This window comes from Actinomycetospora sp. TBRC 11914, assembly GCF_012933465.1.
Lineage (GTDB): Bacteria > Actinomycetota > Actinomycetes > Mycobacteriales > Pseudonocardiaceae > Actinomycetospora.
The window spans coordinates 124,281-148,950 of sequence record NZ_JABBND010000009.1 but is presented as its reverse complement, the minus strand read 5'-3'; the positions used below and the strand labels follow the sequence as shown (position 1 = coordinate 148,950).

General features: G+C 75.2%; 19 protein-coding genes. 7 read left to right on the top strand and 12 right to left on the bottom strand.

From position 1 onward, the window contains the following. Window positions 1–125 precede the first annotated feature (125 nt). Both ccrA and mce read right to left on the bottom strand, forming a co-directional pair. Window positions 126–1,457, bottom strand: a complete 1,332-nt coding sequence (gene ccrA / locus HH311_RS15880; protein WP_312030194.1) for a crotonyl-CoA carboxylase/reductase — start codon at window positions 1,455–1,457, stop codon at window positions 126–128. Between the two features lie 88 nt (window positions 1,458–1,545). Then, window positions 1,546–1,998: a methylmalonyl-CoA epimerase gene (gene mce, locus HH311_RS15875; RefSeq protein ID WP_169184639.1), complete on the bottom strand. Its 453-nt coding sequence runs from the start codon at window positions 1,996–1,998 to the stop codon at window positions 1,546–1,548. 123 nt (window positions 1,999–2,121) lie between these two features. On the opposite strand from mce, the gene meaB reads away from it, so the two are divergent. Together meaB and HH311_RS15865 are read left to right on the top strand one after the other, a co-directional pair. Then, a complete protein-coding gene (gene meaB, locus HH311_RS15870) occupies window positions 2,122–3,093 on the top strand; it encodes a methylmalonyl Co-A mutase-associated GTPase MeaB (protein WP_169184638.1) in 972 nt (323 codons plus the stop codon). Window positions 3,094–3,168: 75 nt separating this feature from the next. Next, window positions 3,169–3,315 (top strand): hypothetical protein, encoded by a 147-nt coding sequence (locus HH311_RS15865; protein WP_169184637.1) that lies wholly within the window; start codon window positions 3,169–3,171, stop codon window positions 3,313–3,315. Between the two features lie 48 nt (window positions 3,316–3,363). On the opposite strand, the gene HH311_RS15860 is transcribed toward HH311_RS15865, so the two are convergent. Together HH311_RS15860 and HH311_RS15855 are read right to left on the bottom strand one after the other, a co-directional pair. Then, window positions 3,364–4,287: a M56 family metallopeptidase gene (locus HH311_RS15860; RefSeq protein WP_169184636.1), complete on the bottom strand. Its 924-nt coding sequence runs from the start codon at window positions 4,285–4,287 to the stop codon at window positions 3,364–3,366. 32 nt (window positions 4,288–4,319) lie between these two features. Beyond that, complete coding sequence (locus HH311_RS15855) at window positions 4,320–4,706, bottom strand: BlaI/MecI/CopY family transcriptional regulator (RefSeq protein ID WP_312030180.1); 387 nt, start codon at window positions 4,704–4,706, stop codon at window positions 4,320–4,322. Window positions 4,707–4,814: 108 nt separating this feature from the next. Here HH311_RS15855 and HH311_RS15850 point away from each other — a divergent pair, with 108 nt between their 5' ends. Genes HH311_RS15850 through cydC form a run of 3 tightly spaced genes read left to right on the top strand, consistent with a single transcriptional unit; the run spans window position 4,815 to window position 10,494 of the window. Then, window positions 4,815–6,266 carry a cytochrome ubiquinol oxidase subunit I gene (locus HH311_RS15850; RefSeq protein ID WP_169184635.1) on the top strand — a complete coding sequence of 484 codons (1,452 nt, stop codon included), beginning with the start codon at window positions 4,815–4,817 and terminating at the stop codon, window positions 6,264–6,266. Window positions 6,267–6,280: 14 nt separating this feature from the next. Then, complete coding sequence (cydB, locus tag HH311_RS15845) at window positions 6,281–7,267, top strand: cytochrome d ubiquinol oxidase subunit II (RefSeq protein ID WP_169184634.1); 987 nt, start codon at window positions 6,281–6,283, stop codon at window positions 7,265–7,267. Beyond that, a complete protein-coding gene (gene cydC, locus HH311_RS15840) occupies window positions 7,264–10,494 on the top strand; it encodes a thiol reductant ABC exporter subunit CydC (RefSeq protein ID WP_169184633.1) in 3,231 nt (1,076 codons plus the stop codon). The genes cydB and cydC overlap by 4 nt, the downstream gene beginning before the upstream one ends. Before the next feature lie 94 nt (window positions 10,495–10,588). Here cydC and HH311_RS15835 read toward each other — a convergent pair whose 3' ends face one another. Continuing rightward, a complete protein-coding gene (locus HH311_RS15835; protein ID WP_169184632.1) occupies window positions 10,589–11,092 on the bottom strand; it encodes a MarR family winged helix-turn-helix transcriptional regulator in 504 nt (167 codons plus the stop codon). Between the two features lie 56 nt (window positions 11,093–11,148). On the opposite strand from HH311_RS15835, the gene HH311_RS15830 reads away from it, so the two are divergent. After that, entirely contained in the window at window positions 11,149–11,484 is a 336-nt protein-coding gene (locus tag HH311_RS15830) for a thiamine-binding protein (protein ID WP_169184631.1), read from the top strand. 86 nt (window positions 11,485–11,570) lie between these two features. Further along, window positions 11,571–12,563 (top strand): tetratricopeptide repeat protein, encoded by a 993-nt coding sequence (locus HH311_RS15825; RefSeq protein WP_169184725.1) that lies wholly within the window; start codon window positions 11,571–11,573, stop codon window positions 12,561–12,563. A gap of 20 nt (window positions 12,564–12,583) precedes the next feature. Here HH311_RS15825 and HH311_RS15820 read toward each other — a convergent pair whose 3' ends face one another. The 7 genes from HH311_RS15820 to HH311_RS15790 all read right to left on the bottom strand — a co-directional run bounded on the left by HH311_RS15820 (window position 12,584) and on the right by HH311_RS15790 (window position 23,350). Further along, a complete protein-coding gene (locus HH311_RS15820; protein WP_169184630.1) occupies window positions 12,584–13,291 on the bottom strand; it encodes a YoaK family protein in 708 nt (235 codons plus the stop codon). Between the two features lie 6 nt (window positions 13,292–13,297). Next, window positions 13,298–14,656, bottom strand: a complete 1,359-nt coding sequence (locus tag HH311_RS15815; RefSeq protein ID WP_169184629.1) for a neutral zinc metallopeptidase — start codon at window positions 14,654–14,656, stop codon at window positions 13,298–13,300. 66 nt (window positions 14,657–14,722) lie between these two features. Then, the gene (gene glgB, locus HH311_RS15810; RefSeq protein WP_169184628.1) at window positions 14,723–17,005 is read right to left on the bottom strand and encodes a 1,4-alpha-glucan branching protein GlgB; all 2,283 of its coding nucleotides are present in this window, start codon (window positions 17,003–17,005) and stop codon (window positions 14,723–14,725) included. A gap of 103 nt (window positions 17,006–17,108) precedes the next feature. Next, on the bottom strand, window positions 17,109–18,536 hold the full coding sequence (locus tag HH311_RS15805) for a maltokinase N-terminal cap-like domain-containing protein (RefSeq protein WP_169184627.1): 1,428 nt from the start codon (window positions 18,534–18,536) through the stop codon (window positions 17,109–17,111). Next, entirely contained in the window at window positions 18,533–20,347 is a 1,815-nt protein-coding gene (treS, locus tag HH311_RS15800) for a maltose alpha-D-glucosyltransferase (RefSeq protein ID WP_248292639.1), read from the bottom strand. The genes HH311_RS15805 and treS overlap by 4 nt, the downstream gene beginning before the upstream one ends. Before the next feature lie 18 nt (window positions 20,348–20,365). After that, on the bottom strand, window positions 20,366–20,911 hold the full coding sequence (locus HH311_RS15795; protein ID WP_211190321.1) for an FxsA family protein: 546 nt from the start codon (window positions 20,909–20,911) through the stop codon (window positions 20,366–20,368). A gap of 327 nt (window positions 20,912–21,238) precedes the next feature. Beyond that, window positions 21,239–23,350, bottom strand: coding sequence for an alpha-1,4-glucan--maltose-1-phosphate maltosyltransferase (locus tag HH311_RS15790; protein WP_312030193.1), 2,112 nt, complete (start codon window positions 23,348–23,350; stop codon window positions 21,239–21,241). Between the last annotated feature and the right edge of the window lie 1,320 nt (window positions 23,351–24,670).

Sequence of the window (24,670 nt, the reverse complement as noted above, 5' to 3'; positions counted from 1 at the left end):
CACGCCGGTCGTGAGTCCGGTCACCCCGCCCCGGGGCCCCGGGCCACACGCACGAACGGCCGGCCCGTCACCCTCGTGGGTGCCGAACCGGCCGTTCGTCCGAGAAGCCGTGGGGGCCGGCAGGCCTACTCGCCGCGGAAGCGGTTGATGGCCTCGAGGTGCTGCTCGCGCAGCTCCGGGTTCGTGACGCCGAGGCCCTCCTCGGGCGCGAGGCACAGCACGCCGACCTTGCCCTGGTGGCTGTTGTGGTGGACGTCGTTGGCCGCCTCACCGGTCTCGGCGAGCGGGTAGGTCTTCGAGACCGTGGGATGGATCTTCCCCTGGGCCACCAGGCGGTTCGCCAGGTAGGCCTCCTTGTAGTTCGCGAAGTGCGACCCGATGATCCGCTTGAGGTTCATCCACAGGTAGCGGTTGTCGTACTGGTGCATGAAGCCCGACGTCGAGGCGCAGGTGACGATCGTGCCGCCGCGCTTGGCGACGTAGACCGAGGCGCCGAACGTCTCGCGGCCCGGGTGCTCGAAGACGATGTCGGGGTCGTCACCGCCGGTCAGCTCGCGGATCCTCGAGCCGAAGCGCTTCCACTCGCGGGGGTCCTGGGTCTCGGGGTCGGACCAGAACTTGTAGCCCTCGGCGGAGCGGTCGATGATCAGCTCGGCGCCCATCTTGCGGCATAGCTCGGCCTTCTCGGGCGAGGACACGACGCAGACCGGGGTCGCGCCGCCGTTGAGGGCGAACTGGGTGGCGTAGGACCCGAGACCGCCCGAGGCGCCCCAGATCAGCACGACGTCGCCCTGCGTCATGTTCGCGCCGTTGTGGCTGACCAGCTGCCGGTAGGCGGTGGAGTTGACCAGCCCGGGGGAGGCGGCCTCCTCCCAGGTCAGGTGGTCCGGCTTCGGCATCAGCTGGTTGGTCTTGACCAGCGCCACGTCAGCCAGGCCGCCGAAGTTGGTCTCGAAGCCCCAGATGCGCTGCTCGGGGTCCATCATCGTGTCGTCGTGCCCGTCGGGGCTCTCGAGCTCGACCGACAGACAGTGCGCGACGACCTTGTCGCCCGGCTTCCACATCTGCACGCCCTCGCCGGTCTTGAGGACGACGCCGGCGAGGTCCGAGCCCACCACGTGGTAGGGCAGGTCGTGGCGCTTGGCCAGCGGCGAGATGCGCCCGTAGCGCTTGAGGAAGCCGAAGGTCGAGACCGGCTCGAAGATCGAGGTCCAGACGGTGTTGTAGTTGATCGCGCTGGCCATGACGGCGACCAGCGCCTCACCGGCGGCGGGCTCGGGCGTCGGCACCTCGTCGAGGTGCAGCGACTTGCGCGGGTCCTTCTCCTTCGAGGCCATGCCGGCGAACATCTCGGCCTCGTCGGCGTGGACGGTGATGCCCCGGTAGGACTCGGGCACGGTGATCCCGGCCAGCGCGGCGGTCTCGTCGGCGAGGATGGCGTCGCGGATTTCCTGCACGGTCAATGCCTCCGGAGTGTCGGGTTGGCCCAGCAGGCTACCGACGGGTAGGTACGGCGGAGAAGTGGCTGTGACGGGTGTCGGTCGGTCAGTGGGCGGTGGCCGCGGGTTCGACCAGTTCCACGAGCACCCCGCCGGCGTCCTTCGGGTGCACGAAGTTCACCCGCGAGTCGGCGGTGCCGCGCCGCGCGTTCTCGTAGAGCAGGCGCACGCCCTTCTCCCGCAGCGCCGCCGCGGCCGCCTCGACGTTGCGTACCCGATAGGCCACCTGCTGCAGACCCGGGCCGTTGCGGTCGATGAACTTGGCGATGGTCGAGGACTCGTGCAGTGGCGCCAGCAGCTGGACCGCCGCCCCGGTCTCGTCGTCGGGAGCGTGCAGCATCGCCTCCCGGACGCCCTGCTCCTCGTTGGTCTCGGTGTGGGTGGCCTCGAGACCGAGGGTCCGGGCGTACCAGTCGATCGCCGCGTCCAGGTCGGGCACGGCGATCCCGACGTGGTCCACGCCCACGATGCCGACGCTCGCGTCCACCAGTGCAGTCATGCTTGGGACAGTAAGCGACTGAATCGAAACGCTTCGCAGGTGACGGCCGCCACCCCGACCCCGGACGGGTGAGCCCCTCCGAGCGGGCCGGTCGGCGGGCCCGGAATGCCAGGATGCGCCCCGATGGCGACTGCACGCACGGACCTGGACGACCTCGTCACGCGCGCCCGCGACGGCTCCGCGCGGGCGGTGGCCCAGCTGATCTCCCTCGTGGAGGACCAGAGCCCGCGCGTGCGGGACCTCGCCGCGGCCCTCGCGCCGCACGCCGGGCACGCCGTCGTCGTCGGGCTGACCGGACCGCCCGGCGTCGGGAAGTCGACGACGACGTCGGCCCTGGTCGGTGCGCTGCGCGCCGACGGCCGTCGCGTCGGGGTGCTCGCGGTCGACCCCAGCTCCCCGTTCTCCGGGGGAGCGCTGCTCGGTGACCGGGTCCGGATGGGCGAGCACGCGACGGACCCGGGCGTCTTCATCCGGTCCATGGCCACCCGCGGCCACCTCGGCGGGCTGGCGGCGGCGGCCCCGCAGGCGCTGCGGGTGCTCGACGCGGCGGGCTGCGACGTGGTGCTCGTCGAGACGGTCGGGGTCGGGCAGTCCGAGGTGGAGGTGGTGGCGCTGGCCGACACGACCGTGGTGCTGCTGGCCCCCGGCATGGGCGACGGCGTGCAGGCGGCGAAGGCCGGGGTCCTGGAGATCGCCGACGTCTTCGGGGTCAACAAGGCCGACCGCGAGGGCGCCGACGCGACCGTGCGCGAGCTGCAGAACGCCATGGCGATGACGCGGCGGGAGAGCGGGCCGGGGTGGCGGGCGCCGGTGGTGCGCACCGTCGCGTCGACCGGCGAGGGTCTGGACGAGCTGCTCGCAGCGATCGACTCCCATCGGGCCTGGATGGTGGAGCACGGCCGCGGCGACGAGGGCCGCCGTCGTCGGGCCCGGGCCGAGATCGAGGCGATCGCGCTCGCCGACCTGCGCGCGCAGCTGCGGGCGGTGTCGGGGTCGGCGGCCCTCGACCGGCTGGCCGAGGAGGTGGCCGCCGGCGGGCTGGACCCGTTCGCGGCGGCGGACCGACTGCGCGGGGCCGCCGTCGACGAGGGTTGACTCAGCGGCGTGTCGCTGCCGGGTGGACGCCTGGTGAGTGCATAGCGTCTGCTCTCGTGCGGAGAGGAGACGGCGATGCTGTGCTGGTGGGTGGTCGGGGCGCTGGCGCTCCTGGAGACGGCCGGGTTCGCGGGACGGTTCCGGCGCCGGCGCCGCCGCGGGGCGCACCGCGGGCGCGAGGGCGGGGCGATGCGGGACTGGCCGGGGGACACGCCCATGTGAACGGACGTGGTCGTCGGGACGACCAGATTCGTTCACATGGCCTCCGGCCTACCGGACCCCCACCACCGGGAGGGCGTCGACCAGCCACGGGATGACGATCGTGACGGTCGGGACGACGACGAGCGCGACCGCGGCGAGGTAGGTCCCGACGGCGAGGGCCGGCGTGCCGCGCACGTGGGCGCGGATGCGGTCGCGGCGCTGCACCACGTCGTCGCCCTCGCCCGGCGCGGCGCTCGAGGCGAACGCGTCCAGCGCGCCGGCCATGGCGTCGTCGCCGTGGCGCCGGCGCCCGGCGTCGTCGGCGAGCATCTCCAGCAGCAGCGCGACCGCGTCGCGGGCCTCGCGGCTGCGCGCCACCACGGGGAAGGCCTTGTGCAGGGCGGTGAAGCCCTCGCGGACGAGGTCGTGGCGCGCGGCGAGGTGGGCCTGCTCGTGGGCGATGACCGCGCTGAGCTCGTCCGGGCAGAGGGTGTCCAGCGTCGCGCCGGTGACCACCACCCGGCCCTCGCGCCCGACCCGGCCCGGCACGCAGTAGGCGAACGGCACGGCTCCGTCGAGCACGCGGAGCACCGTCCCGGAGCGCAGCGACCCGACGGCGTCGTTCTGCTCGGCCCGCGCGAGCAGGTCGACCATGTCGCGGTGGCGGGCCCGGCGCACGCGGGTGCGGACGGCGAGCAGCACGAGCACGCCGAGCAGTCGGGCGACGATCAGCGACGCGAGCAGGGCGGCGACCCCGACGGCGATCACCAGCGGCACGCCGGTGCGCTCCTGGGGGTGGGTCAGGAGGGTCAGCAGGGCCTCGGGGGCGGCCAGCGCGCTCCCGACGGCGGCGAGGACGGCGGCGACCGCGACGGCCTGCCAGAGGACGATGGCGGCCCGGGGCACGGCGCGGGGCCACCGGGCGCGCGCGAGCAGGGCAGGCACGGGCCCGGCGAGCACGAGGGCGAGCCCCGTCAACCACACCGACGCCATGACAGGTCAGTGTGGCGCGTCTATGGCCCTTCTCACGACTCGGGTGATCGCGGCGTGGTGGGCGGGGAGATCTCGGCCGGGTTGTCCAGCGCGCGGCGCAGGGCCTCGGCCTCCTCGGGGCCCACGCGGTCGACGAACGCGACCAGCGCGGCCGTCCGGTCCTCGCCGACGTCGCCCAGGGCGTCGAGCATGAGCTCGGCGGCCATCTGCTCACGGCTGGAGGCGGCGGCGTAGCGGTATGCCTTGCCGTCGCGCTCCTGCCGGACCAGGCCCTTCTTCGCCAGCCGCCCCAGCACCGTCATGACGGTGGTGTAGGCGAGCTCGCGCTCGAGCCGGTCGTGGACGTCCCGCACGGTGAGCGGCGCGTCGGCCGACCACAGCTGTGCCATGACCGCGCGTTCGAGCTCTCCGAGGGCCACGCGGGTGAGTGTACCCAGCGACACGGTGTGTCAACGAAGAATGTCGTACTACCCTTTGTCGTAGGTACTACGAGGCGTCGTGGACCTCGCCCCGCGAAGGGAGGCGTCGTGACCGCACTGGAGCTCTCACGACTGCAGTTCGCCGTCGTCACCGTCTACCACTACCTGTTCGTCCCGCTGTCGATCTCGCTCTCGGCGCTCGCGGCGGGCCTGCAGACGGCGTGGTGGCGCCGCCGCCGCGCGGGGCGCGAGGACGCCCGGCTCGGCCGCGCGACGCTGCTCGTCGGGAAGCTGCTCCTGGCGACGTTCGCGGTCGGCGTCGTGACCGGCCTGGTCCAGGAGTTCCAGTTCGGGCTCTCCTGGTCGGCCTTCGCGCAGTACTACGGCGACGTCTTCGGGCCGACCCTCGCGATCGAGGGCATGCTCGCGTTCTTCCTCGAGGCGACCTTCCTCGGGCTGTGGTGGTTCGGCCGCGACCGGCTGCGCCCGGCGGTGCACCTCGCGACGATCTGGGTCGTCGCCGTGGGGACCCTGATCTCGGCCTACGTGATCCTCGCGGCCAACGCGTTCATGCAGCACCCGGTCGGGGTCGCCCTGGACCCGACGACGGGCCGGGCGCGGCTGGGCAGCTTCGGCGCGCTGATGAGCAACGAGGTCGTCGTCGCGTCCTTCCCGCACACCATCGCGGGCGCGTTCATGGCCGGCGGCGCGCTGCTCCTGGCGCTCGGCGTGTGGCGGCGGTGGAAGGCCGACGCCGGCGACGAGGGCCCGGTGTGGCGGCTGGTCGCCCGGGTCGGGGCGTGGACCACGCTCGTCGGCGGCGTCGCGGTCGCGCTGAGCGGGGACGTGCTGGGCAAGGTGATGACCGAGGTCCAGCCGATGAAGATGGCCGCGGCCGAGGCGCTCTACGAGACGACGTCCCACGCCCCGTTCTCGATCTTCGCCGTGCAGCTGCCCGGGCAGGCCCAGCCGGTCTCGCTCGACATCCCGTGGTTGCTCTCCTTCCTCGCCACCGGCGACCCGACCGCGACGGTGCGGGGCATCGACGACCTGCAGGCCCAGTACGCGACGCAGTTCGGTGCCGGGGACTACACCCCGTGGATCCCGGTGGCCTACTGGACGTTCCGCCTGATGATCGGGTTCGGCGTGCTCGCGACCGCGGTCGCGGCGTGGGTGCTGTGGCGGACGCGGAAGGGCCGCGACCTCGACCCGGCCGGCCGCGGGTGGTTCGCTCTCGCCGACCGCTGGCTCGTCCGCTTCCTGCCCGTCGTCCCGGCGCTGCCCGCGCTCGCGGCGACCGTCGGGTGGCTCTTCACCGAGACCGCGCGCCAGCCCTGGCTGGTCTTCGGGCTCTTCCGCACCGCGGACGGCGTGTCCCCGACGCTCACCCCCGTCGAGCTCGTCGCGTCCCTCGCCGGCTTCGCGCTGGTCTACGGCGTGCTCGCGGTCGTCTGGGTGCGCCTGGTGCTCCACGTGTCCCGGGCCGACCTCGTCGACCTGCACGTCCCGGGGCCCGCCGCGTCCGACGAGGACCTCGCCGTCCCCGAGCCCAGCTACTGATTCGGAGGCCGGTCATGGATCTCGCGATGCTCTGGTTCGCCCTCGTCGTGCTCTGCTGGGTGCTCTTCGCCGTGCTCGAGGGCTTCGACTTCGGGGTCGGCATGCTCGCCGGCCTCCTCGGCCGCGACGAGCACGAGCGCGGCGCCGCCGTCCGCACCGTCGGCCCGGTGTGGGACGGCAACGAGGTGTGGCTGGTCGCCGCGATCGGCGTGACGTTCGCGGCCTTCCCCGCCTGGTACGCCGCGCTCCTCTCGGGGCTCTACCTCCCCGTGGTCGTCGTCCTGCTCGCGCTCGCGGCGCGCGGCGTCGCGCTCGAGTTCCGCGGGAAGGTCGACACCGCGGCCTGGCGGCGGCGCTGCGACCTCGTGCTCGGGGTGTCGTCGCTGGTGAGCGCGGCGGGCTTCGGGGCGGTGGTCGCGCTGGCGACGACGGGTCTCGCGCTGGGTCCCGACGCGGCCGTGGCCGGCTCGGGCCTGACCCGCTCGCTGGCGCCGCTGGCCACCTGGCCCGCCCTCGCCGGGGCGCTGGCCGGGGTGCTGGCCGCCCTGCTGCAGGGCGCGGCGTTCCTCGGGCTGCGCACGACGGGGCCGGTGCGGGTCCGGGCGCGGTGGGTGGCGGTCACGACGGCGGGGCTGGTGGCGGTCGGCGCCGCGGTGACGGCCGGGACGACCACGCCCGCGGCGGCGCCGGTCGCGGTGCTCGCCGTCGGCGCCGGACTCGCCGCGGCCCGTCGTCGGGAGGCCCTCGCGTTCGCGGCGGCCTCGCTGGCCGTGCTGGGCGGCGTGGTCGCGGCGTTCACGGCGCACCTGCCCGTGGTGCTGCGCTCGACCCTCGACCCGGCGTGGTCGCTCACCGTGGCCGGGGCGGCCGCGTCGCCGGTGGCGCTGGAGGTGATCACGATCGGCGGGATCGTCATCCTGCCCGGCGTCCTCGCCTACCAGGCGTTCTCGTACTGGGTGTTCCGGCGGCGGGTGGCGAGTGGGCGGGAGGTCACGGCATGAGTGCCGGCCCGGTCGACCCCCGCCTGCTCCGCCTCGCCCGTCCGGCGCTGCCGCGGGTCGCCGGCCAGGTCGTGCTCGGCGTCGTCGGGGCCCTCGCCGACGCCACCGCCCTCGTCGCGGCCGGCCTCCTGGTCGCCGCGCTGGTGGACGGCACGTCGCCGCGCGCCACCCTCGCCGCGCTGGCCGCGGCCCTCGTCGTGCGGGCCCTGGTCGCGGGCGTGGCGCCGCGGGTCGCCGCGGGGACCGCGGACCGCGTGGTCGAGCCGCTGCGGGAGCGGCTGCTGGACGCGCGGGACCCCGACGCCGAGCGCCGGGACCCGGGGGCCCGGGTGCGGCGCGCGCTCGCCTCCGGCGGGATCGACGACCTGCGGGCGTGGTTCACCGCCTACCTGCCGGCCCTGGTCCTCGCCGTCGTGCTGCCGCCGCTCGTCCTGGTCGGGCTCGCGGTCGCCGACCCGACCTCCGCGCTCATCGTGCTGCTGACCCTGCCGCTGCTGCCGGTGTTCGCGGCGCTGGTCGGCTGGGCGACGCGGGCCCGCGCGGCCCGGCAGTGGGCGGCGGGGGAGCGGCTGGCCGGCCACGTGCTCGACGTCGTCACCGGCCTCGCCACGCTGCGGCTGTTCGGCCGGGCGCGGCGGCAGGTCGACGAGGTGGCCCGCGTCGGGGAGGCCCACCGGCGCGCGACCGGCTCGGTGCTGCGGGTGGCGTTCCTGTCGACGACGGCGCTCGATCTCGTCGCGACGGTGTCGGTCGGGCTCGTCGCGGTGTCGGCCGGGCTGCGGGTGGTCGACGGGTCGCTCGGGCTGGCGCCGGCGCTCGTCGCGATCCTGCTCGCGCCCGAGGCGTACCGCCCGATCCGCGAGGTCGGTGCGCGGTTCCACGACACGGCCGAGGCCGGCGTGGTCGCCGACCACGTGAACGGATTCGGTCGTCCCGGCGACCACGTTCGTTCACCTGGCGCGCGCGCCTCGGGTGTCCGCGTCCGCTACCCGGGCCGCCGCGCCGACGCGCTCGCGCTGGACCACCTCGCCGTCGCGCCCGGCGAGCTCGTCGCGCTGGCCGGGGAGTCCGGCGCGGGCAAGACGACGCTGCTGCGGGTGCTCTCCGGTGCCGTCCGGGCCGACGCGGGCACCGTCGCCGTCGGAGACCCCGTGCTCGTGCTGCCGCAGCGCCCGACGCTGCCGCACGCCCGCAGCGTCGCCGACGCCCTCGGCGAGGTCCCGCGCGCCCGGATGCGGGCCGTCCTCGCCGCCCTCGACCTGCCCCTCGACCCCGACGATGCGCTGGCCGAGGAGGGCGGCTCGGTCTCGGCGGGGCAGCGGGAACGGCTCGCGCTCGCCCGCGTCCTGCTCGCCCTCTCCGACGCGCCGCACGCGACGGTGCTCCTCGACGAGCCCACCGCCCACCTCGACCCCGCCACCGAGACGCGGGTGCTGGGGCTGCTGCGCGCGGCCGCCGACCGCGGCGCGGCCGTCCTGCTCGTCGCCCACCGCCCGGCCGCCCTCGCGGCGGCGGACCGGGTCGTCACCCTGCGGCGCCCGCCCACCGACGCGAGCGAGCGGCCCGTCGAGCCGCGGCCGAGCGCGGACGCCGCGGCGCCCGCGGAGCCCCGCAGGGGCACGACGGCGGCCGGGGTCGCGCTGGGCGCGGGCGCGGTGCTCGCCGGGCTCCTGCTCACCGCGGTCTCGACCTGGCTGATCGTGCGCGCCGACGCCCGGCCCCCGGTGCTCACCCTCTCGATCGCGGTCGTGCTCGTGCGGGCCACGGCCATCCTGCGGCCGCTGCTGCGCCACCTCGAGCGGCTCGTGGTGCACGACGGGGCGCTCGCCCGGGTGGCGGGCTGGCGCCGCGCGCTCGTCGCCGTGCTCGTCGACCGGGTCCCGGGCGCGGTCGCCGGGCGGCGGGGCGAGCTGCTCGCCCGCGCGGTCGACGACGTCGACACCCGCCTCGACGGCCTGGTCCGGGGCCGGCAGCCGCTGCTCGTGGCGGCGGTCGTCGTGCCGGTGGTGCTCGCCGTCGCCTTCTCGGCGGTCCCGACGACGCTGCCCGCGCTCGCCGGCGGGCTCGGCGCGGCGGTGCTCGTCGTCCCCGCGCTGGCGGCCCGCGCCGCCCGACGCGACGGCACGGCGCTCGACACCGCGGGCGAGCGGCTCGGGGCCGCGGTCGGCGAGACCCTCGCCGCCCGCGAGGAGCTCGCCGCCCGCGACCGCGACGTCGCCCTCGCCGTCGTGCGGGACCGCGCCGCCGCGCTCGGCGCCGCCCGCCGGCGGGCCGCCCGCCACGAGGGACTCGCCGACGCCGCCGCCCACCTCGCGCTGGCCGTCGCCACCCTCGGCGCCGCGCTCGCCGCCGCCGGGCTGCGCGGGGCGGCGCCGGGGCTCGTCGGGATCGTCGTCCTCCTCCCGACCGCCCTGGCCGCGACGGTGCTGGCCCTGCCGGGGGCCGCCCGGGCGGCCGTGCGGGGCGGTCAGGCCCGGCGCCGGCTCGCCGTGCTCGCCGAGGCCCCGGAACCCGCCGTCGAACCGGCCCGGCCCCGGCCCCTGCCCGCGGGCAGCGACCTGCGGGCCAGCGGGCTCACCGCCGGCTGGGCGGGCTCGGCGGCGCTGCAGGGCGTCGACCTCGACCTGCCCGCGGGCGCCCGGGTCGCGGTGACCGGCGCGTCGGGGTCGGGCAAGTCGACCCTCGCGGCGGTGCTGCTGCGGCTGCTCGACCCGGCGGCGGGGAGCGTGACCCTCGGCGGGGTGCCGCTCGGCGAGCTCTCCGGCGACGACGTCCGGCGCCGGATCGGCCTGCTCGGCGACCACGACCACGTCTTCACCGCGAGCGTGCGCGCCAACCTGCTCCTGGCCGCGCCCGACGCCGACGACGCCCGCCTGCTCGACGCGCTGCGCCGGGTCCGGCTCGCCGGGTGGGTCTCCGGGCTCGAGGACGGGCTGGACACCGTGATCGGCCCGGACACGGTCTCCGGTGGGGAACGGCGGCGTCTCACGGCGGCCCGGCTCCTGCTCGCCGACCCCGCGGTCCGGGTGCTCGACGAGCCCACCGAGGGCCTCGACGTCGAGACCGCGGAGGCGCTGATGGCCGACCTGCTCGACACCCCGGCGACCGTCCTGCTCCTGACCCACCGGCCCGAGGGGCTCGACCGCGTGGACCGCGTCCTGCACCTCGAGGACGGCCGGCTCGTCGACACCGCACGAGGGGAACCCTCGGTCGCTCTCGTGGGCTGAATCCTCCCCTCGCGGTGCGAGGGCGGGCGGCGCGAGGGGAGGATCCGGTCGCTCTATCCGCACGAGGGTTCCCCTCGCGCGGGTGGGGGAGCGGTCAGCTGAAGTCGCCGGCGGCGCGGCGGACCTTCGCGAGCAGCGCCGTGAGCGCGGTGACCTCGTCGTCGGAGAGCCCGACCAGGCCGAAGTCGACCGCCGTCACCGACGCCGTCGCCTCCTCGCCCCGGCGGCGCCCCGCCTCGGTGATCTCGACGAGGGTGGTGCGCTTGTCGGTGGGGTGGGGCCGGCGACGGACCAGCTCGGCGCCCTCGAGGCGGTCGACGATGTTGGTGATCGACGTCGGGTGCAGCTGCAGCCGCTGCCCCATGAGGCTCATCGGCAGCGCCCCCGAGCGCGAGAACCGCAGCAGCACGAGCGCCTCGTAGCGGGCGAAGGTGAGCTCGTGGGGGCGCAGCGCGGCGTCGACGGCCTGCTGCAGGACCTGCTGGACCCGGAACACGCTGGTCACCGCTGCCATCGCCGACGACGGACCGATCTTGGCCGACCAGATGTCCGCGGCCCGCGCGATCGGGTCGAACGGGAGAGGATCGGACGCGGCCATCAGGCCCGGAATCTAGCAAGCCGCGGCCGGGGGAGGGGCCCTGGCAGGCTGGGACGATGATCGTCGCCTTCAGCGTCGCGCCCTCGGGCCCCGCCCCCGACAGCCACGAGTCCCCGGGCCAGGTGTCCGACTCCGTGAGCGAGGCCGTCGCCGCCGCGGTCCGGGTGGTCCGCGAGTCGGGGCTGCCGCACGAGACGTCGTCGATGTTCACCTCGGTCGAGGGGGAGTGGGACGAGGTCATGGACGTGGTCAAGCGGGCCACCGAGGCCGCCGGTCGCTACGGCTCGCGGGTGTCGCTCGTCCTCAAGGCCGACATCCGCCCGGGGTGGACCGGACAGCTGGCCGCGAAGGTGGCGCGCGTGGAGGAGCACCTGGGCCGGGACCTGGCCTGACGGGTTCCCCGACGGCTGGCAGGATTGGGGTCGTGGCACGTCCCGATCCCCGTCAGCAGGCCGCGCAGGCGGCCTTGTCCTCGGCCATGGCCGGCGCCGTCGACCTGTCCGGGCTGAAGGCCCGCGCGGAGCAGCGCGGCTCCGCCCAGCGCGGTCCCGCCGGTGGCCCGCCCGCCGGTGGCGCCCCGCAGGCGCCCGCGGGGGGTGACGGCGCGCCGGTGGTCGAGGGGGCACCCCCGCCGGCCGGTGCGTACGTCATCGACGTCACCGAGGACACCTTCCAGACCGAGGTCCTCGAGCGGTCGATGACGGTGCCCGTCGTCGTCGACCTCTGGGCCGACTGGTGCCAGCCCTGCAAGCAGCTCTCGCCGACGCTGGAGAAGCTGGCGAACGAGGGCGGCGGGGCGTGGATCCTCGCCAAGGTCGACGTCGACGCGAACCCGCGCATCGCCCAGATGTTCCAGGTGCAGTCGATCCCGACGGTGTACGTGGTGGTGGCGCAGCAGCCGGTCACGTCGTTCTCGGGGGTCCAGCCGGAGAACGAGCTCCGCGGCTGGATCGGGCAGATCCTCGACGCGCTCCGCGACCGGATGCCGGGCATCGCCGAGGCCGAGGCCCGCGCCGCCGCAGGGGGCTCCGAGGACGGCGCCGAGCCCGCGCCGGAGCCGGACGACCCGCGCTTCACCGCCGCCGAGGAGGCCCTCGAGCAGGGCGACTACGACGCCGCGGTGGCCGCCTACGAGCGCATCCTCGCCGAGGAGCCCGCGAACACCGAGGCGGCGGCGGCGCTCGCCCAGGTCCGCTTCATGTCGCGGGCCGAGCAGGCCGACCCGACGGCGGTCTCGCGCGCCGACGCCGCCCCCGACGACGTCGACGCCCAGAAGGCGGCCGCCGACGCCGAGCTCGCGGCAGGGCGGGTCGAGGCGGCCTTCGACCGGCTCGTGAAGACGGTCCAGCGCACCGGCGGCGACGACCGCGACGCCGCCCGCGAGCACCTCGTCGGGCTGTTCGAGCTGTTCGCGGCCGACGACCCGCGGGTCACCAGCGCCCGGCGAGCCCTCGCCCGCGCCCTTTACTGAGTCGTCCTCTACTGAGTCGTCTACTGAGCCGTCGCGTCGGGCTGCGCGCGGTCGCGGCGCCGGGTCTCGACGACGATCGCGACCAGCACGACGACGACCGCCGCGGCCGCCACCACCGCGGCGTAGCGGCCGGTCGTCACCGTGAGCGCGGCCCCCACCGCGGCTCCGGCGGCGAACGACAGCACGATGCCGCCGAGGACCCCGGCGCGGCGTCCCGCGTCGGGTGCCCGGTCGCCGGCCCAGCGCGCGATCTCGGCGACCAGGCTGCGCAGGTTGCCGGTGGTCACCGTCGCGTTGTAGGGGACGTCGCCGACGGACTTGAAGGTCGAGACCTGCAGCGCCACGACGAACGCGACCGCGACGGTCACGACGACGTCGGGCAGCGGCACCGCCGCGCACAGCGCCAGCACGAGCGCCTCGACGGCGAGCACCACCCGCGTCGGGCGCCGCAGCGGCCGCGGCGTGGGTGGGCGCCGCGGGACCCGGGCCAGCGACTCGGCGGCCCCGAGCCCGACCAGGAACGCGAGCAGCGGCGGCAGGTGGCGCAGGGCCCCGCCGACGTCGCCCCGGACCAGCCCGACCCCGAGCAGGACGACGTTGCCGGTCTGCGCGTTGGCGAACACCTCGCCGTGGCCGACGTAGGTGTAGGCGTCGAGGAACCCGCCGACCGCGGAGAGCAGGAGGCCGACCGGGACCGTCTCGGGCCGGTTGCGGAGGCTGACCGCCACCCCCGGTCAGCCTGCCAGGCACCTCGTCGCGCCGCCGCCGACGCCGCGCCGGAAGTCCTCGATGCGCGCGTAGGCGCCGCCCGCCGGGGCGGCACCGTCGGTGCTGCGCGCGGCCGAGTCGTCGCGCTCGAGCAGTCCGACGGCCTCGTCGAGGTCGCCGGGGGAGAGGGTGAAGTCGGACCCGGGCTTCCCGACGTCGCCGGTGTAGGCCCCGGCGAGGCACAGCGCCGTCGTGCCGGCCTGCGCGCCCGTCGTCGGGAGCCCGAGCGCGGCCATCGCGGCCAGCGCGTAGCGGGAGGCGACGACGGTGCCGCTGGCGTAGTCGCCGATGCCGTCGTGGACGCGGGCCAGCGCCCGGTCGTCCACCGCGAGCGTGGGGGGCGTCCCCGCGCACAGGTCGACGGCGTCCTTCCCGCACCCGGCGGCGTTCTCGCGGATCGCGGGCGGGGTCCACTGCCCGCCCCGCTGGCGGACGAGCCCACCGAAGTAGCGGTCGAGGTCGGTGCCGATGGCCTTGAGCAGGTCGGGCAGGGGGAGGTTCCCGCCGCTCTGCGCGTCGGAGAGGCTGGCGAAGGACTGCTGGGTGAAGCTGCGGTTCTGCAGCGTCATGCCGGCGCACGCCGGGGGGCCGCCGTCGTAGCCGTCCTGGAACGAGGAGACGCGGTCGAAGGCGTTGCCGTGCGCGCGGTCGTCCGCGGCGTCGGTGCCCACCGGGTCCCGGAAGGTGATCAGCGCGCTCATCGCGCCGTCGATCCCGCGGTCGTCGGTGCGCAGGTCGGGCAGGTCGCCGTCGTGCACCGCGCGCAGGAAGGTGCCCGCGTAGCAGTCGGCCTGGCCCTCCGAGAGGATCGTCGGCGCGCCGGAGTCGAGGCCGGCCGAGGTCCGCGACGTCGACTCCAGGCGCTGCTGCACCGAGTGGCCGAACTCGTGGGCGAGCACGACGACGACCGCCGAGTCCCCGAACTTCTGGCGCAGCACCGGCAGCAGGGCCGCGCGGTCGTAAGCGATGATGTCCGCGCGCGGGCAGTAGAACGCGTTGCCCTCGACGTCCGACGCCGAGTCGGTGCACGGCGGGCCGGGGCCGTCGCGCGAGGAGTCCACCGAGAAGTAGCCCTTGAGCGGGGTGAAGCGGGCACCGCCCGCGAGCGCCGGGAACTGCCCGCCCCACCACGTCTCGAGGTCGCGCAGCACGGCGGCCGCCAGCCGGTCGTCGTCGCCGCCGTCGGTGCCGTGCACGAAGCCGGGGTCGATCCCCGCGGTCACCGTGGCCGACGCGAACGCCTGCCCGTCGACGGACGCGGCGCACCCGGAGGCGAGCAGCGCCACGACCGCGCACACCGCCACCACCAGCGCCGTCCTGTGCACCCGTCCAGTGTGGTGGACCGGCGCGGCGTGTGGTGGCCGAACGCGGGGATTCCGCCCCGCCCGGGCTCACTCCCCGGGCAGCGGCTCCCCGCCGTCGTGCACCAGCCACAGCACGCCCGAGGCCGGCAGCGTCATCTCCGCCGACGCGGGCCGTCCGTGGGTCGAGACCGACGCGGCGAACACCGAGCCGTAGTTGCCGGCCCCGTCGCCGCCGTAGATCTCCGCGTCGGTGTTGACGACCTCGCGCCACCGGCCGGCGCGGGGCATCCCCACGCGGTAGCGGTCGTGCACGATCCCGGCGAAGTTGGCCACGCACACCAGGTCCGGCGTGCCGGGGGGACCGGAGCGCACGAACGAGAAGACGTTGCCGACCGCGTCGTTCGCGTCGATCCAGGAGAACCCGGCCGGGTCGGTGTCGAGCGTCCACAGGGCGGGGTGGTCGCGGTAGACCGCGTTGAGGTCGGTGACCAGCCGGGCGAGGCCGGCGTGGCGCGGGTCGTCGAGGAGCTCCCAGTCCAGCGAGCGCTCCTCGGACCACTCGCGGACCTGCCCGAACTCCTGCCCCATGAACAGCAGCTGTTTGCCGGGGTGGGCCCACATGTAGGCCAGCAGCGCGCGCAGCCCGGCGGCCTTGCCGTGGTCGCCGCGGCCCATGTCGGGCATGCGGGTCCACAGCGAGCCCTTGCCGTGCACCACCTCGTCGTGGCTGAAGGGCAGCACGTAGTTCTCCGACCACGCGTAGGTCAGCGAGAACGTCATCTGGTTGTGGTGGTAGCCGCGGTGCACGGGGTCACGCATGACGTAGTCGAGCGTGTCGTGCATCCAGCCCATGTTCCACTTCATGCCGAACCCGAGGCCGCCGAGGTGGGTGGGCCGGGTGACGCCGGGCCAGGCGGTGGACTCCTCGGCGATGGTGACGACGCCGGGGTGGTTCTTGTAGACGGTGGCGTTGACCTCCTGGAGGAACGACACCGCCTCGAGGTTCTCCCGCCCGCCGTACTTGTTGGGCACCCAGCCGCCGTCCGAGCGCGAGTAGTCCAGGTAGAGCATCGAGGCGACGGCGTCGACGCGCAGCCCGTCGACGTGGAACTCCTCGAGCCAGTAGAGCGCGTTCGCGACGAGGAAGTTGCGGACCTGGGAGCGACCGAAGTCGAAGACGAGCGTGCCCCAGTCGTGCTGCTCGCCGCGGCGCGGGTCGCCGTGCTCGTAGCAGGGCGTGCCGTCGAAGCGGGCGAGCGCCCAGTCGTCGCGCGGGAAGTGCGCGGGCACCCAGTCGACGATCACGCCGATGCCCGCGGCGTGCAGGGTGTCGACGAAGTAGCGGAAGTCGTCCGGGGTGCCGAACCGGGAGGTCGGCGCGTAGTAGGAGCTGACCTGGTAGCCCCAGGAGCCGCCGAAGGGGTGCTCGGCGACCGGGAGCAGCTCGACGTGGGTGAAGCCCCGCGCGGTGAGGTAGTCGACGAGCTCGTCGGCCAGCTCCCGGTAGGTGGCGCCGTACCGCCAGGAGCCGAGGTGCAGCTCGTACACGCTCATCGGCTCGGCGTGCGGGTGCGAGGACGCGCGCCGCGTCATCCACGCGGCGTCGGCCCACTCGTGGGTGGAGGTGGTGACGACGGACGCGGGCGTCGGGGGGAGGTCCGCGGCGAAGGCCATCGGGTCGGCCTTGTCCAGCCAGTGCCCGTCGGGGGTCAGGATGCGGAAGCCGTACCGGGTCCCGACGCCGACCCCGGGCAGGAAGATCTCCCAGACGCCGGAGCCCAGGGCACGCATCGGCGTGGCGACGCCGTCCCAGCTGCCCCGCTCGGGCGCCCAGTCGCCGACGACGCGCACGCCGCGGGCGTTCGGCGCCCACACCGTGAACGAGGTGCCCTCGACGGGCCCCGACGGCGTCGGCCAGGACCGGAAGTGGGCCCCGAGGGCCTCCCACAGCCGCTCGTGGCGCCCCTCGCCGATGAGGTGCAGGTCGACCGGGCCGAGCACGGGGGAGAAGCGGTACGGGTCGTCGACGATCGTCTCGGTCGTCTCCCCGCCCAGGTCGGCGCCGTGGCGGACCGCGAGCCGGTAGTGCGGGAGCGGGCCGGGCACGGTCCCGGCGAACAGCCCGTCCGAGCCGACCGGCGAGAGCGGGTAGCGCCCCGCCGTCGGGCCCTGCTCGATGACGACGTCCACCTCGTCGGCGCCGGGCTGCAGGGTCCGGACGACGACGGTGCCCGGCGAGTCCGGCCGGCGGTGCGGGCCCAGGACGCCGTGGGGGTCGCGGTGCGAGCCCTCGAGCAGCAGGTAGGTGTCGAGCTCCCCGGGCGCGACCGGGAGCGGGCCCTTCGACGGCGACGGGGTGGAGCGGGTCATCGGCGGTACGACTCCGGGATCGGGGGTGTCGTCCAGCGTCCGGGCTAGACGCTCGACTGCAGTACGAGTCTCCTACCCCGTCGGCGGGGCGGGTCACACGGGCTCAGACGCTCCGGAGGAGACGCTCCATCGAGCGGAGCGGGATGGGCAACCAGTTCGGCCGGTTGCGGGTCTCGTAGAGCACCTCGTAGACGGCCTTGTCGAGCTCGTAGGCCCGCAGCACCGCGAGGTCCGCGCGGGGGTCGTGTCCCGCGATCTCGGTGTAGCCGTCGCAGAACGCGGACCGGTTGCGGTCGGCCCACTCCTGCGCGCGGCGCTGCAGGTAGCCCGGGGCCTCGCTGCCGGTCTCCCACTCGGCGAGCTGGTGAAACGCGGCGTAGTCGAACGAGCGCAGCATCGCGGCCACGTCGCGCAGCGGCGAGTCGGGGCGCACCCGGTCGGTCAGCGGCCGCGAGGGCTCGCCCTCGAAGTCGATGACCAGCCAGCCGCGCGGGGTGCGCAGCTCCTGGCCGAGGTGCAGGTCGCCGTGGATGCGGTGGACGAGCAGGCCGTCGGCGGACGTGACGCCGCGGAGCACCTCGGCGATGGCGGCACGGCGCTCGGCGACCTCGGGGACGGCCTCGGCGGCGTGGTCGAGCCGGGCGAGCATCCAGTCCGCGACGGCGGCGACGCCGTCGGCGTCGAGGAGGGCCGTGCCCAGCGCGCGGGCGAGCTCGGTGTGCACCGCGGCCACCGTGCGGCCGAGCCGGGTGGCCTCACCCGCGAAGTCGCCCCCGACCTCGTCGGGACGCAGGTCGCCCTCGGCCAGCAGGTCGCGCACGCTGGTCAGGGCCATCGACCAGCCGTCGGCGGAGTTCGACGCGTAGTCCTGCAGCATCGCGACCGTCATCGGGACGGTGCCCCCGGCGCCGTCCGACAGCTCACCCTCGATCGCCCCGAGCAGCGGGGCCACCTCCCGCGAGTGCTGCGAGCCCAGGGCCCGGTGCAGCTCGAGGTCCGGGTTCAGGCCGGCGGTGGCACGGCGGAACAGCTTGAGGATGGCGCGCTCGCCGTAGATGACCGACGAGTTCGACTGCTCGCCGAGCAGCGGGCGCCCCGGCCCGACGATCGGCGGCTCGGTGCCCGGCTCCGGGACGAAGCGCAGCGACCCGACCGACGTGTCGGAGACGATCATCGACAGCAGCAGCCGGCTGATCTCGCCGTCGGCCAGCCCGTCGTACACCGTCCGGTCCCCGGACGTGCCGATCACCGCGTACTCGAGGTCCCCGGACACCCGGGTCCGCGACCCGAGCAGCAGCTGGAACCAGTCCTCCGGGCCGCCGTCGGCGAACTCCACGGCGATCACGGCGTGCGCGACCGCGGGCTCGGCGTCCGGCGCGGTGACGTCCTGGTGGCCGACGAGGCGCACCCCGGCGACGTCGCGCCCCTTCGCGGCGAACCACCGCTGGGTGGGCAGCCAGTCGACCATCCCCGGCAGCAGGGCCTCCAGCGCCGGGGCGGTCCCGGTCGGCGTTCCCTGCGGCCCCGTCATCCCCGCTCCTGGGCCGGGTGGATCGAGAACCAGTAGAAGCCGTGGCCGGGAAGCGTCAACAGGTAGGGCAGCTCACCGATCGCCGGGAACGGGACGCCCCCGGTCAGCTCGGTGGGGGTCCAGTCCTTCCAGGCGATGAGGTCGAGCTCCACGGGCTGGGGGAAGCGAGACATGTTGTTGACGCACAGGACGACGTCCCGGGTGCCCTCCTCGTCGACGAACTCGCGCACGTAGGCCAGCACACTGGAGTTCGAGCCGCCGAGCTCGTGGAAGTCGCCGAGCCCGAACGCCGGGTGCTGCTTGCGAATCTCGATCATCCTACGGTTCCAGTGCAACAGGCTGGCCGTGGAGTTCGACTGGGCTTCGACATTGACCGCCTGGTACCCGTAGACCGGGTCCATCACCACCGGCAGGTTGAGCCTCCCGGGGTCGCAGGTGGAGAACCCGGCGTTGCGGTCCGGGGTCCACTGCATCGGGCTGCGGACGCCGTCGCGGTCGCCCAGCCAGATGTTGTCGCCCATCCCGATCTCGTCGCCGTAGTAGATGACGGGGGAGCCGGGCAGGGAGAGCAGCAGCGCGGTGAAGAGCTCGAGCTGGTTGCGGTCGTTGTCGAGCAGCGGGGCCAGGCGCCGGCGGATGCCGATGTTGGCCTTCATGCGCGGGTCCTTGGCGTACTCCGCGTACATGTAGTCGCGCTCGTCGTCGGTGACCATCTCGAGCGTGAGCTCGTCGTGGTTGCGCAGGAAGATGCCCCACTGCGCGTTCTCGGGGATCTCCGGGGTCTGGGCCAGGATCTCCGAGATCGGGAAGCGGGACTCGCGCCGCACCGCCATGAAGATGCGTGGCATCAGCGGGAAGTGGAACGCCATGTGGCACTCGTCCCCGCCGACCTCGGCGTCGCCGAAGTACTCGACGACGTCCGCCGGCCACTGGTTCGCCTCGGCGAGCAGGACCCGGCCCGGGTACTCGTCCTCGACGACCTTGCGCACGCGGCGCAGGAACGCGTGGGTCTCGGGCAGGTTCTCGCCGTTGGTGCCGTCGCGCTCGAAGAGGTAGGGCACCGCGTCGAGCCGGAAGCCGTCGATCCCGAGGTCCAGCCAGAAGCGCAGCGCGTCGATCATCGCCTCGCACACGGCCGGGTTGTCGAAGTTCAGGTCCGGCTGGTGGGAGAAGAAGCGGTGCCAGTAGAACTGGCCGCGGACCGTGTCGTAGGTCCAGTTGGACGACTCGGTGTCGACGAAGATGACCCGGGCCTCCGACCAGCGGGTGTCGTCGTCGGACCAGACGTAGAAGTCGCCGTAGGGCCCCTCCGGGTCGCGGCGCGACTCCTGGAACCAGTGGTGGGAGTCCGAGGTGTGGTTCATGACGAGGTCGGTGATCACGCGGATGCCCCGCGCGTGCGCCTGGTCGAGGAACTCCACGAAGTCCTCGACGGTGCCGAACTCGCCGAGCACCTTGCGGTAGTCCCGGATGTCGTAGCCGCCGTCGCGCAGCGGGGAGTCGTAGAACGGCGGCAGCCACAGGCAGTCGACCCCGAGCCAGGCCAGGTAGTCGAGCTTGTCGGTGAGGCCGCGCAGGTCCCCGAAGCCGTCACGGTTGGAGTCCGCGAACGCGCGGACCAGCACCTCGTAGAAGACCGCCCGCTTGTACCAGCCCTCCTCGACCGGGAGCTGGCGGGCGCTGCGGAAGTCGTCGGACGAGGGCTCGACCAGCGGTTCCACGGTCTCCTCGGGTCCCCGTGGCGCGGGGGCGTTGCCGGTCGTGCTGGTGTCGGTCGCGCCAGTGCGGACCGCCCCGATCCCCTCGTTCATCAGGCGTCACGCTAGTGGTCAGCCCCCGTGGCGCGCGCGACCGGGGCCCTCCCCGTCCGGACGGTCGTCGTCGGGTGCGGGGGCGTCGATGACGTGCCCCTCGATGACCCTTCCGTGCCACGGATCCCGCGGGCCGGCCGGGCCCCGGGGGCCGTACCCGCCGGGTGCTCCCGCGCCCACCACGGTGATCGACGGACCCATCCGCGCGCTGCCCGCGCGGACCGCCCGCGCCGCGGCCCGGCGGGCGAGGGCGCGGCGGACCGGGGGCACCAGCAGGACCAGCGCGGCGAGGGTGGAGAGCAGGCCCGGCACGACGAGCAGGACCCCCGCGAGCGCGAGGTACATCCCGCCGGCCACCTCGGCCTCGGCCGGGCGGCCCGAGCGCACGGCCCGGCCGAGGTCGGCGACCGAGCGGCGGCCCTCCCGCTTGAGGGCCCACGCGCCGACGAGCGCGGAGGCGACGAGCAGGCCCAGCAGCCCGAGGAACCCGACGGCCTGGCCGACGAGGACCAGGACCCAGATCTCGAGGGCGACGTAGGCCAGCAGGGCGAGCAGGACGGGCACGGGGACCTCCAGGGTGTCTCACCCTCTCCAACGCGCGGGCGGCCGGGAAAGTGCCCGCGGCCGCCGTCGTGGTCGCGGTCGTGGTCGTGCCGGCAATGGCACCTTGCTCGCGCTGGATGCGAGGACGGCGCCGTTCACCCATGGCGGGCCGGCGCCGTCTCGTGCCGGCAATGGCACCTTGCTCGCGCTGGATGCGAGGACGGCGCCGTTCGCCCGTGGTGGCCCGGCCCCGGCGTGAGCGGGCGCCTCCCCCGAACGCACGAACGGCCGGTCCATGACCTTCGAAGGTCACGAACCGGCCGTTCGTACGGTGCCGGAGGGTCCGAACTACCGCTTCTGAACCGAGATCACGTGCGCGACGTCCCGCCACGGCTCGAGGCGCACGTAGTTGGCCTGGCCCCAGTCGAAGACCTGGCCGCTGACCTCGTCGAACGCGCCGAACCGCGCGAACGGGTCGAGGCCGAGCGCGGCCATGTCGAGGCGCACCGTGCCCTCCTCGGCGCCGAACGGGTTGAGCGTCACCACGCACAGCGTCGTGTCGCCCGTGACCGGGTCGGTCTTGGAGTACGCGAGCAGCGCGTCGTTGTCGACGTCGTGGAACCGCAGCGTCCGCAGCTGGCGCAGCGACGGGTGCGCCCGCCGGATCTCGTTGAGCCGCGTGATCCAGGGCTGCAGGCTGCGGCCCTCGGCGAGCGCACGGTCGAAGTCGCGCGGGCGCAGCTGGTACTTCTCCGAGTCCAGGTACTCCTCGCTGCCCGAGCGCACCGGCTGCCACTCGAACAGCTCGAACCCCGAGTAGACCCCCCACGACGGCGCCAGCGTCGCGGCCAGCGTCGCCCGGATCGCGAACATGCCCGGGCCCCCGACCTGCAGCGACTCGTGGAGGATGTCCGGGGTGTTGACGAAGCAGTTCGGCCGGCACTCGTCGAGCCGGTCGCGGTGCATCTCGAAGAACTCGCGGATCTCGTCCTTGCCGGTCCGCCACGTGAAGTACGTGTAGGACTGGCTGAACCCGGCCTTGGCCAGGCCGAACAGCCGCGCCGGGCGGGTGAACGCCTCGGCGAGGAACACCACGCCGGGGTCGACCTCGTGGACCTTGGCGATCAGCCAGGACCAGAAGTCGGCCGGCTTGGTGTGCGGGTTGTCCACCCGGAAGATCCGCACGCCGTGCGAGAGCCAGTAGAGGACGATCCGCAGCGACTCGCGGTAGATGCCCTCGGGGTCGGTGTCGAAGTTGACCGGGTAGATGTCCTGGTAGCGCTTCGGCGGGTTCTCGGCGTAGGCGATCGTCCCGTCGGGGCGCACCGTGAACCACTCCGGGTGCGATGCCGCCCAGGGGTGGTCTGGGGCGCACTGCAGCGCGAAGTCCAGCGCTACCTCGAGCCCGAGCTCGGTCGCCCGTGCGACGAACGCGTCGAAGTCGTCGATCGTCCCCAGCTGCGGGTGCACCGCGTCGTGCCCGCCGTCGGCCGAGCCGATCGCCCAGGGGGACCCGACGTCGTCGGGACCCGGGGTCAGCGTGTTGTTCGGCCCCTTGCGGTTCACCACGCCGATGGGGTGGATCGGCGGCAGGTACGCGACGTCGAAGCCCATCGCCGCGGCCCGCTCGAGCTCGCGCTGCGCGGTGGCGAACGTGCCGTGCACCGGACGGCCCTCGTCGTCCCATCCGCCGGTCGAGCGCGGGAAGAACTCGTACCAGGCCCCGTCGAGGGCCCGGGCCCGCTCGACGAGCACGTGGTGGTCGGCGCCGCGGGTCACGAGGTCGCGCACCGGGCGCTCGACCATCGTGCGCCCCACCGGCTCCGAGAGCGCCTTGGCGAGCCGCTCGGGCAGGCCCTTGTCGGTGTCGCGCAGCGCGCCCGCGGCGTCCCGCAGCTCCGTCGCGAACACCAGCGTGGGCGGCATGTCGATCGGGGTGGTCGAGTCGGTGACCCGCTGCTCCGCGACGTCGGACGCGCTCGCCCGGTCCTCGATCTGGGCCGCGCCGCGCTCGAGCAGGCGCGCCCCGGTCTCGAGGTCGTTCGCGAGCTCGGCCGGACCCTGGCCGGCCGCGACCTTGACCTCGACGGCGTGGCGCCACGTCGCCCACGGGTCGCTCCAGGCGTCCACCCGGAAGCGCCAGAGGCCCTCGGTGTCGGCGACCAGGCTCGCGGCGAACCGGTCGGTCTCCGGCCCGAGGCCGGCCATGCGCACGGTGCGCTCCTCGCCGACCGTGGGCGCGATCGCGACGGCCTGGGCGTCGGCGTGGTCGACGTCGGCGCAGCGCTGGTAGACCAGCGTCGCGGCGACGGCGTCGTGCCCCTCGCGCCACACCGTGGCCTGCACCGGGACGACCTCCCCGACGACGGCCTTCGACGGGAACCGCCCGCCCGACACCTCGGGCGTGACGTCGTCGATGCCGAGGCGGCCCTGGGCGAGCCGGGCGCGCTCGGAGGCGATCGGCTCGGTGGCGGGGCTGGGCGTCGGCCGGTCGGCGTTCGGTGTGGGGTCGGTCTGGGCGAGCGCCGCCGCCGTGGTGGACGCCGGCGGGGTGCCGGGGGCGGGGGTGGCGGTGCCGGTCTCGTCGACGGTCGGGGTGGCCACCTCGGGCTCCTCGACCGCCGGGGTGTCCTCCGCGGCCGGGGCGGGCTCGTCGGCGGTGACGGGGGCGTCCTCCACCGGCTCGGGGGAGAGAGCGGACGAGGCCGGGGGGAACGGCTCCCAGGTGCTGGTGGGGGCCGGGGTCGACGGGTCCAGCGGGTCGGGGTCGCGCACCGGCTCCACGGGGTCGGCGGCGCGCACCGGCTCCACGGGGTCGGCGGCGCGCACCGGCTCCACGGGGTCGGCCGCGCGCGCCGGCTCCACGGGGTCGGCCGCGCGAACCGGCTCCACCGGGTCGGCGGCGCGCACCGGGGCCACGGGGGCGACCGGCTCCACCGCGCCGAGCGCGGTGGCGGAGCGCGCGTGCCGCCCGGCGGCCGCCGTGGTCGCCGTGGTCGCCGTCGGCGCCTCGTGGGACGAGTCGGCCGCGGGACCGTCCGGCGTGGACGTCCCGTGGTCGTCGGTCGGCCGGTCAGCGGACGAGGTCATGTCGGGCGCCCTACCCGATGTGGCCGTGTTCGATGCCGACCGAGCGCTCGGACGACCGGTGAGCGCGGTCGGCGCGTCCTCGGGGGAGGGCCGTTCCACGGCGGTGGTCCGGGCCTGCGCGGTGGGCGGCTCGGCCGCGGACTGCGGCACCACGGGCCGGCGCCACGGCGGGACGACGGCGCGGAAGCCGCCGGTCGGGCTCGACCGCGACCAGGCCGGCGCGGCGGGCCCGGAGGCGTCGGACGTGCCGGCGGAGCGGTTCGCGGGGCCCTGGCCGGCCGGGCCCGCGGGGGAGGTCGGGCGCGCCGGGCGCGGGGTCTGGCGGGCGACCGGCGGGATCGGCGCGGAGGGGATCGTCGGGCCGGCCGCGATGGAGGCCTCGAGGTCGGGGCGGTCCGGCGCCGCCGCGTCGTCGGCGAACGCCACCGACGACCGGGAGGTGCGCCCGATGACGGGGATGGGTCCCGACGGCGAGCCCGGGTTCACCGGGGCGTCGGGCGGCGGGGGCGGGCCGAGCTCGACGTCGCGCGCCGAGCCCCACCCCGGCAGCGGGCCCCGGTGGGCGGGCTGGCGCGGGTCGTAGCGCGGCGGGAGGTCCCCGGCGCGCGGAGCCGCGGGAGCCTCGGCGGGACCGCCTGCCGGCTCGGCGGCCGGGCTGCGCCCGGCGTCGTCGGGACCCTCGTCGCGCTG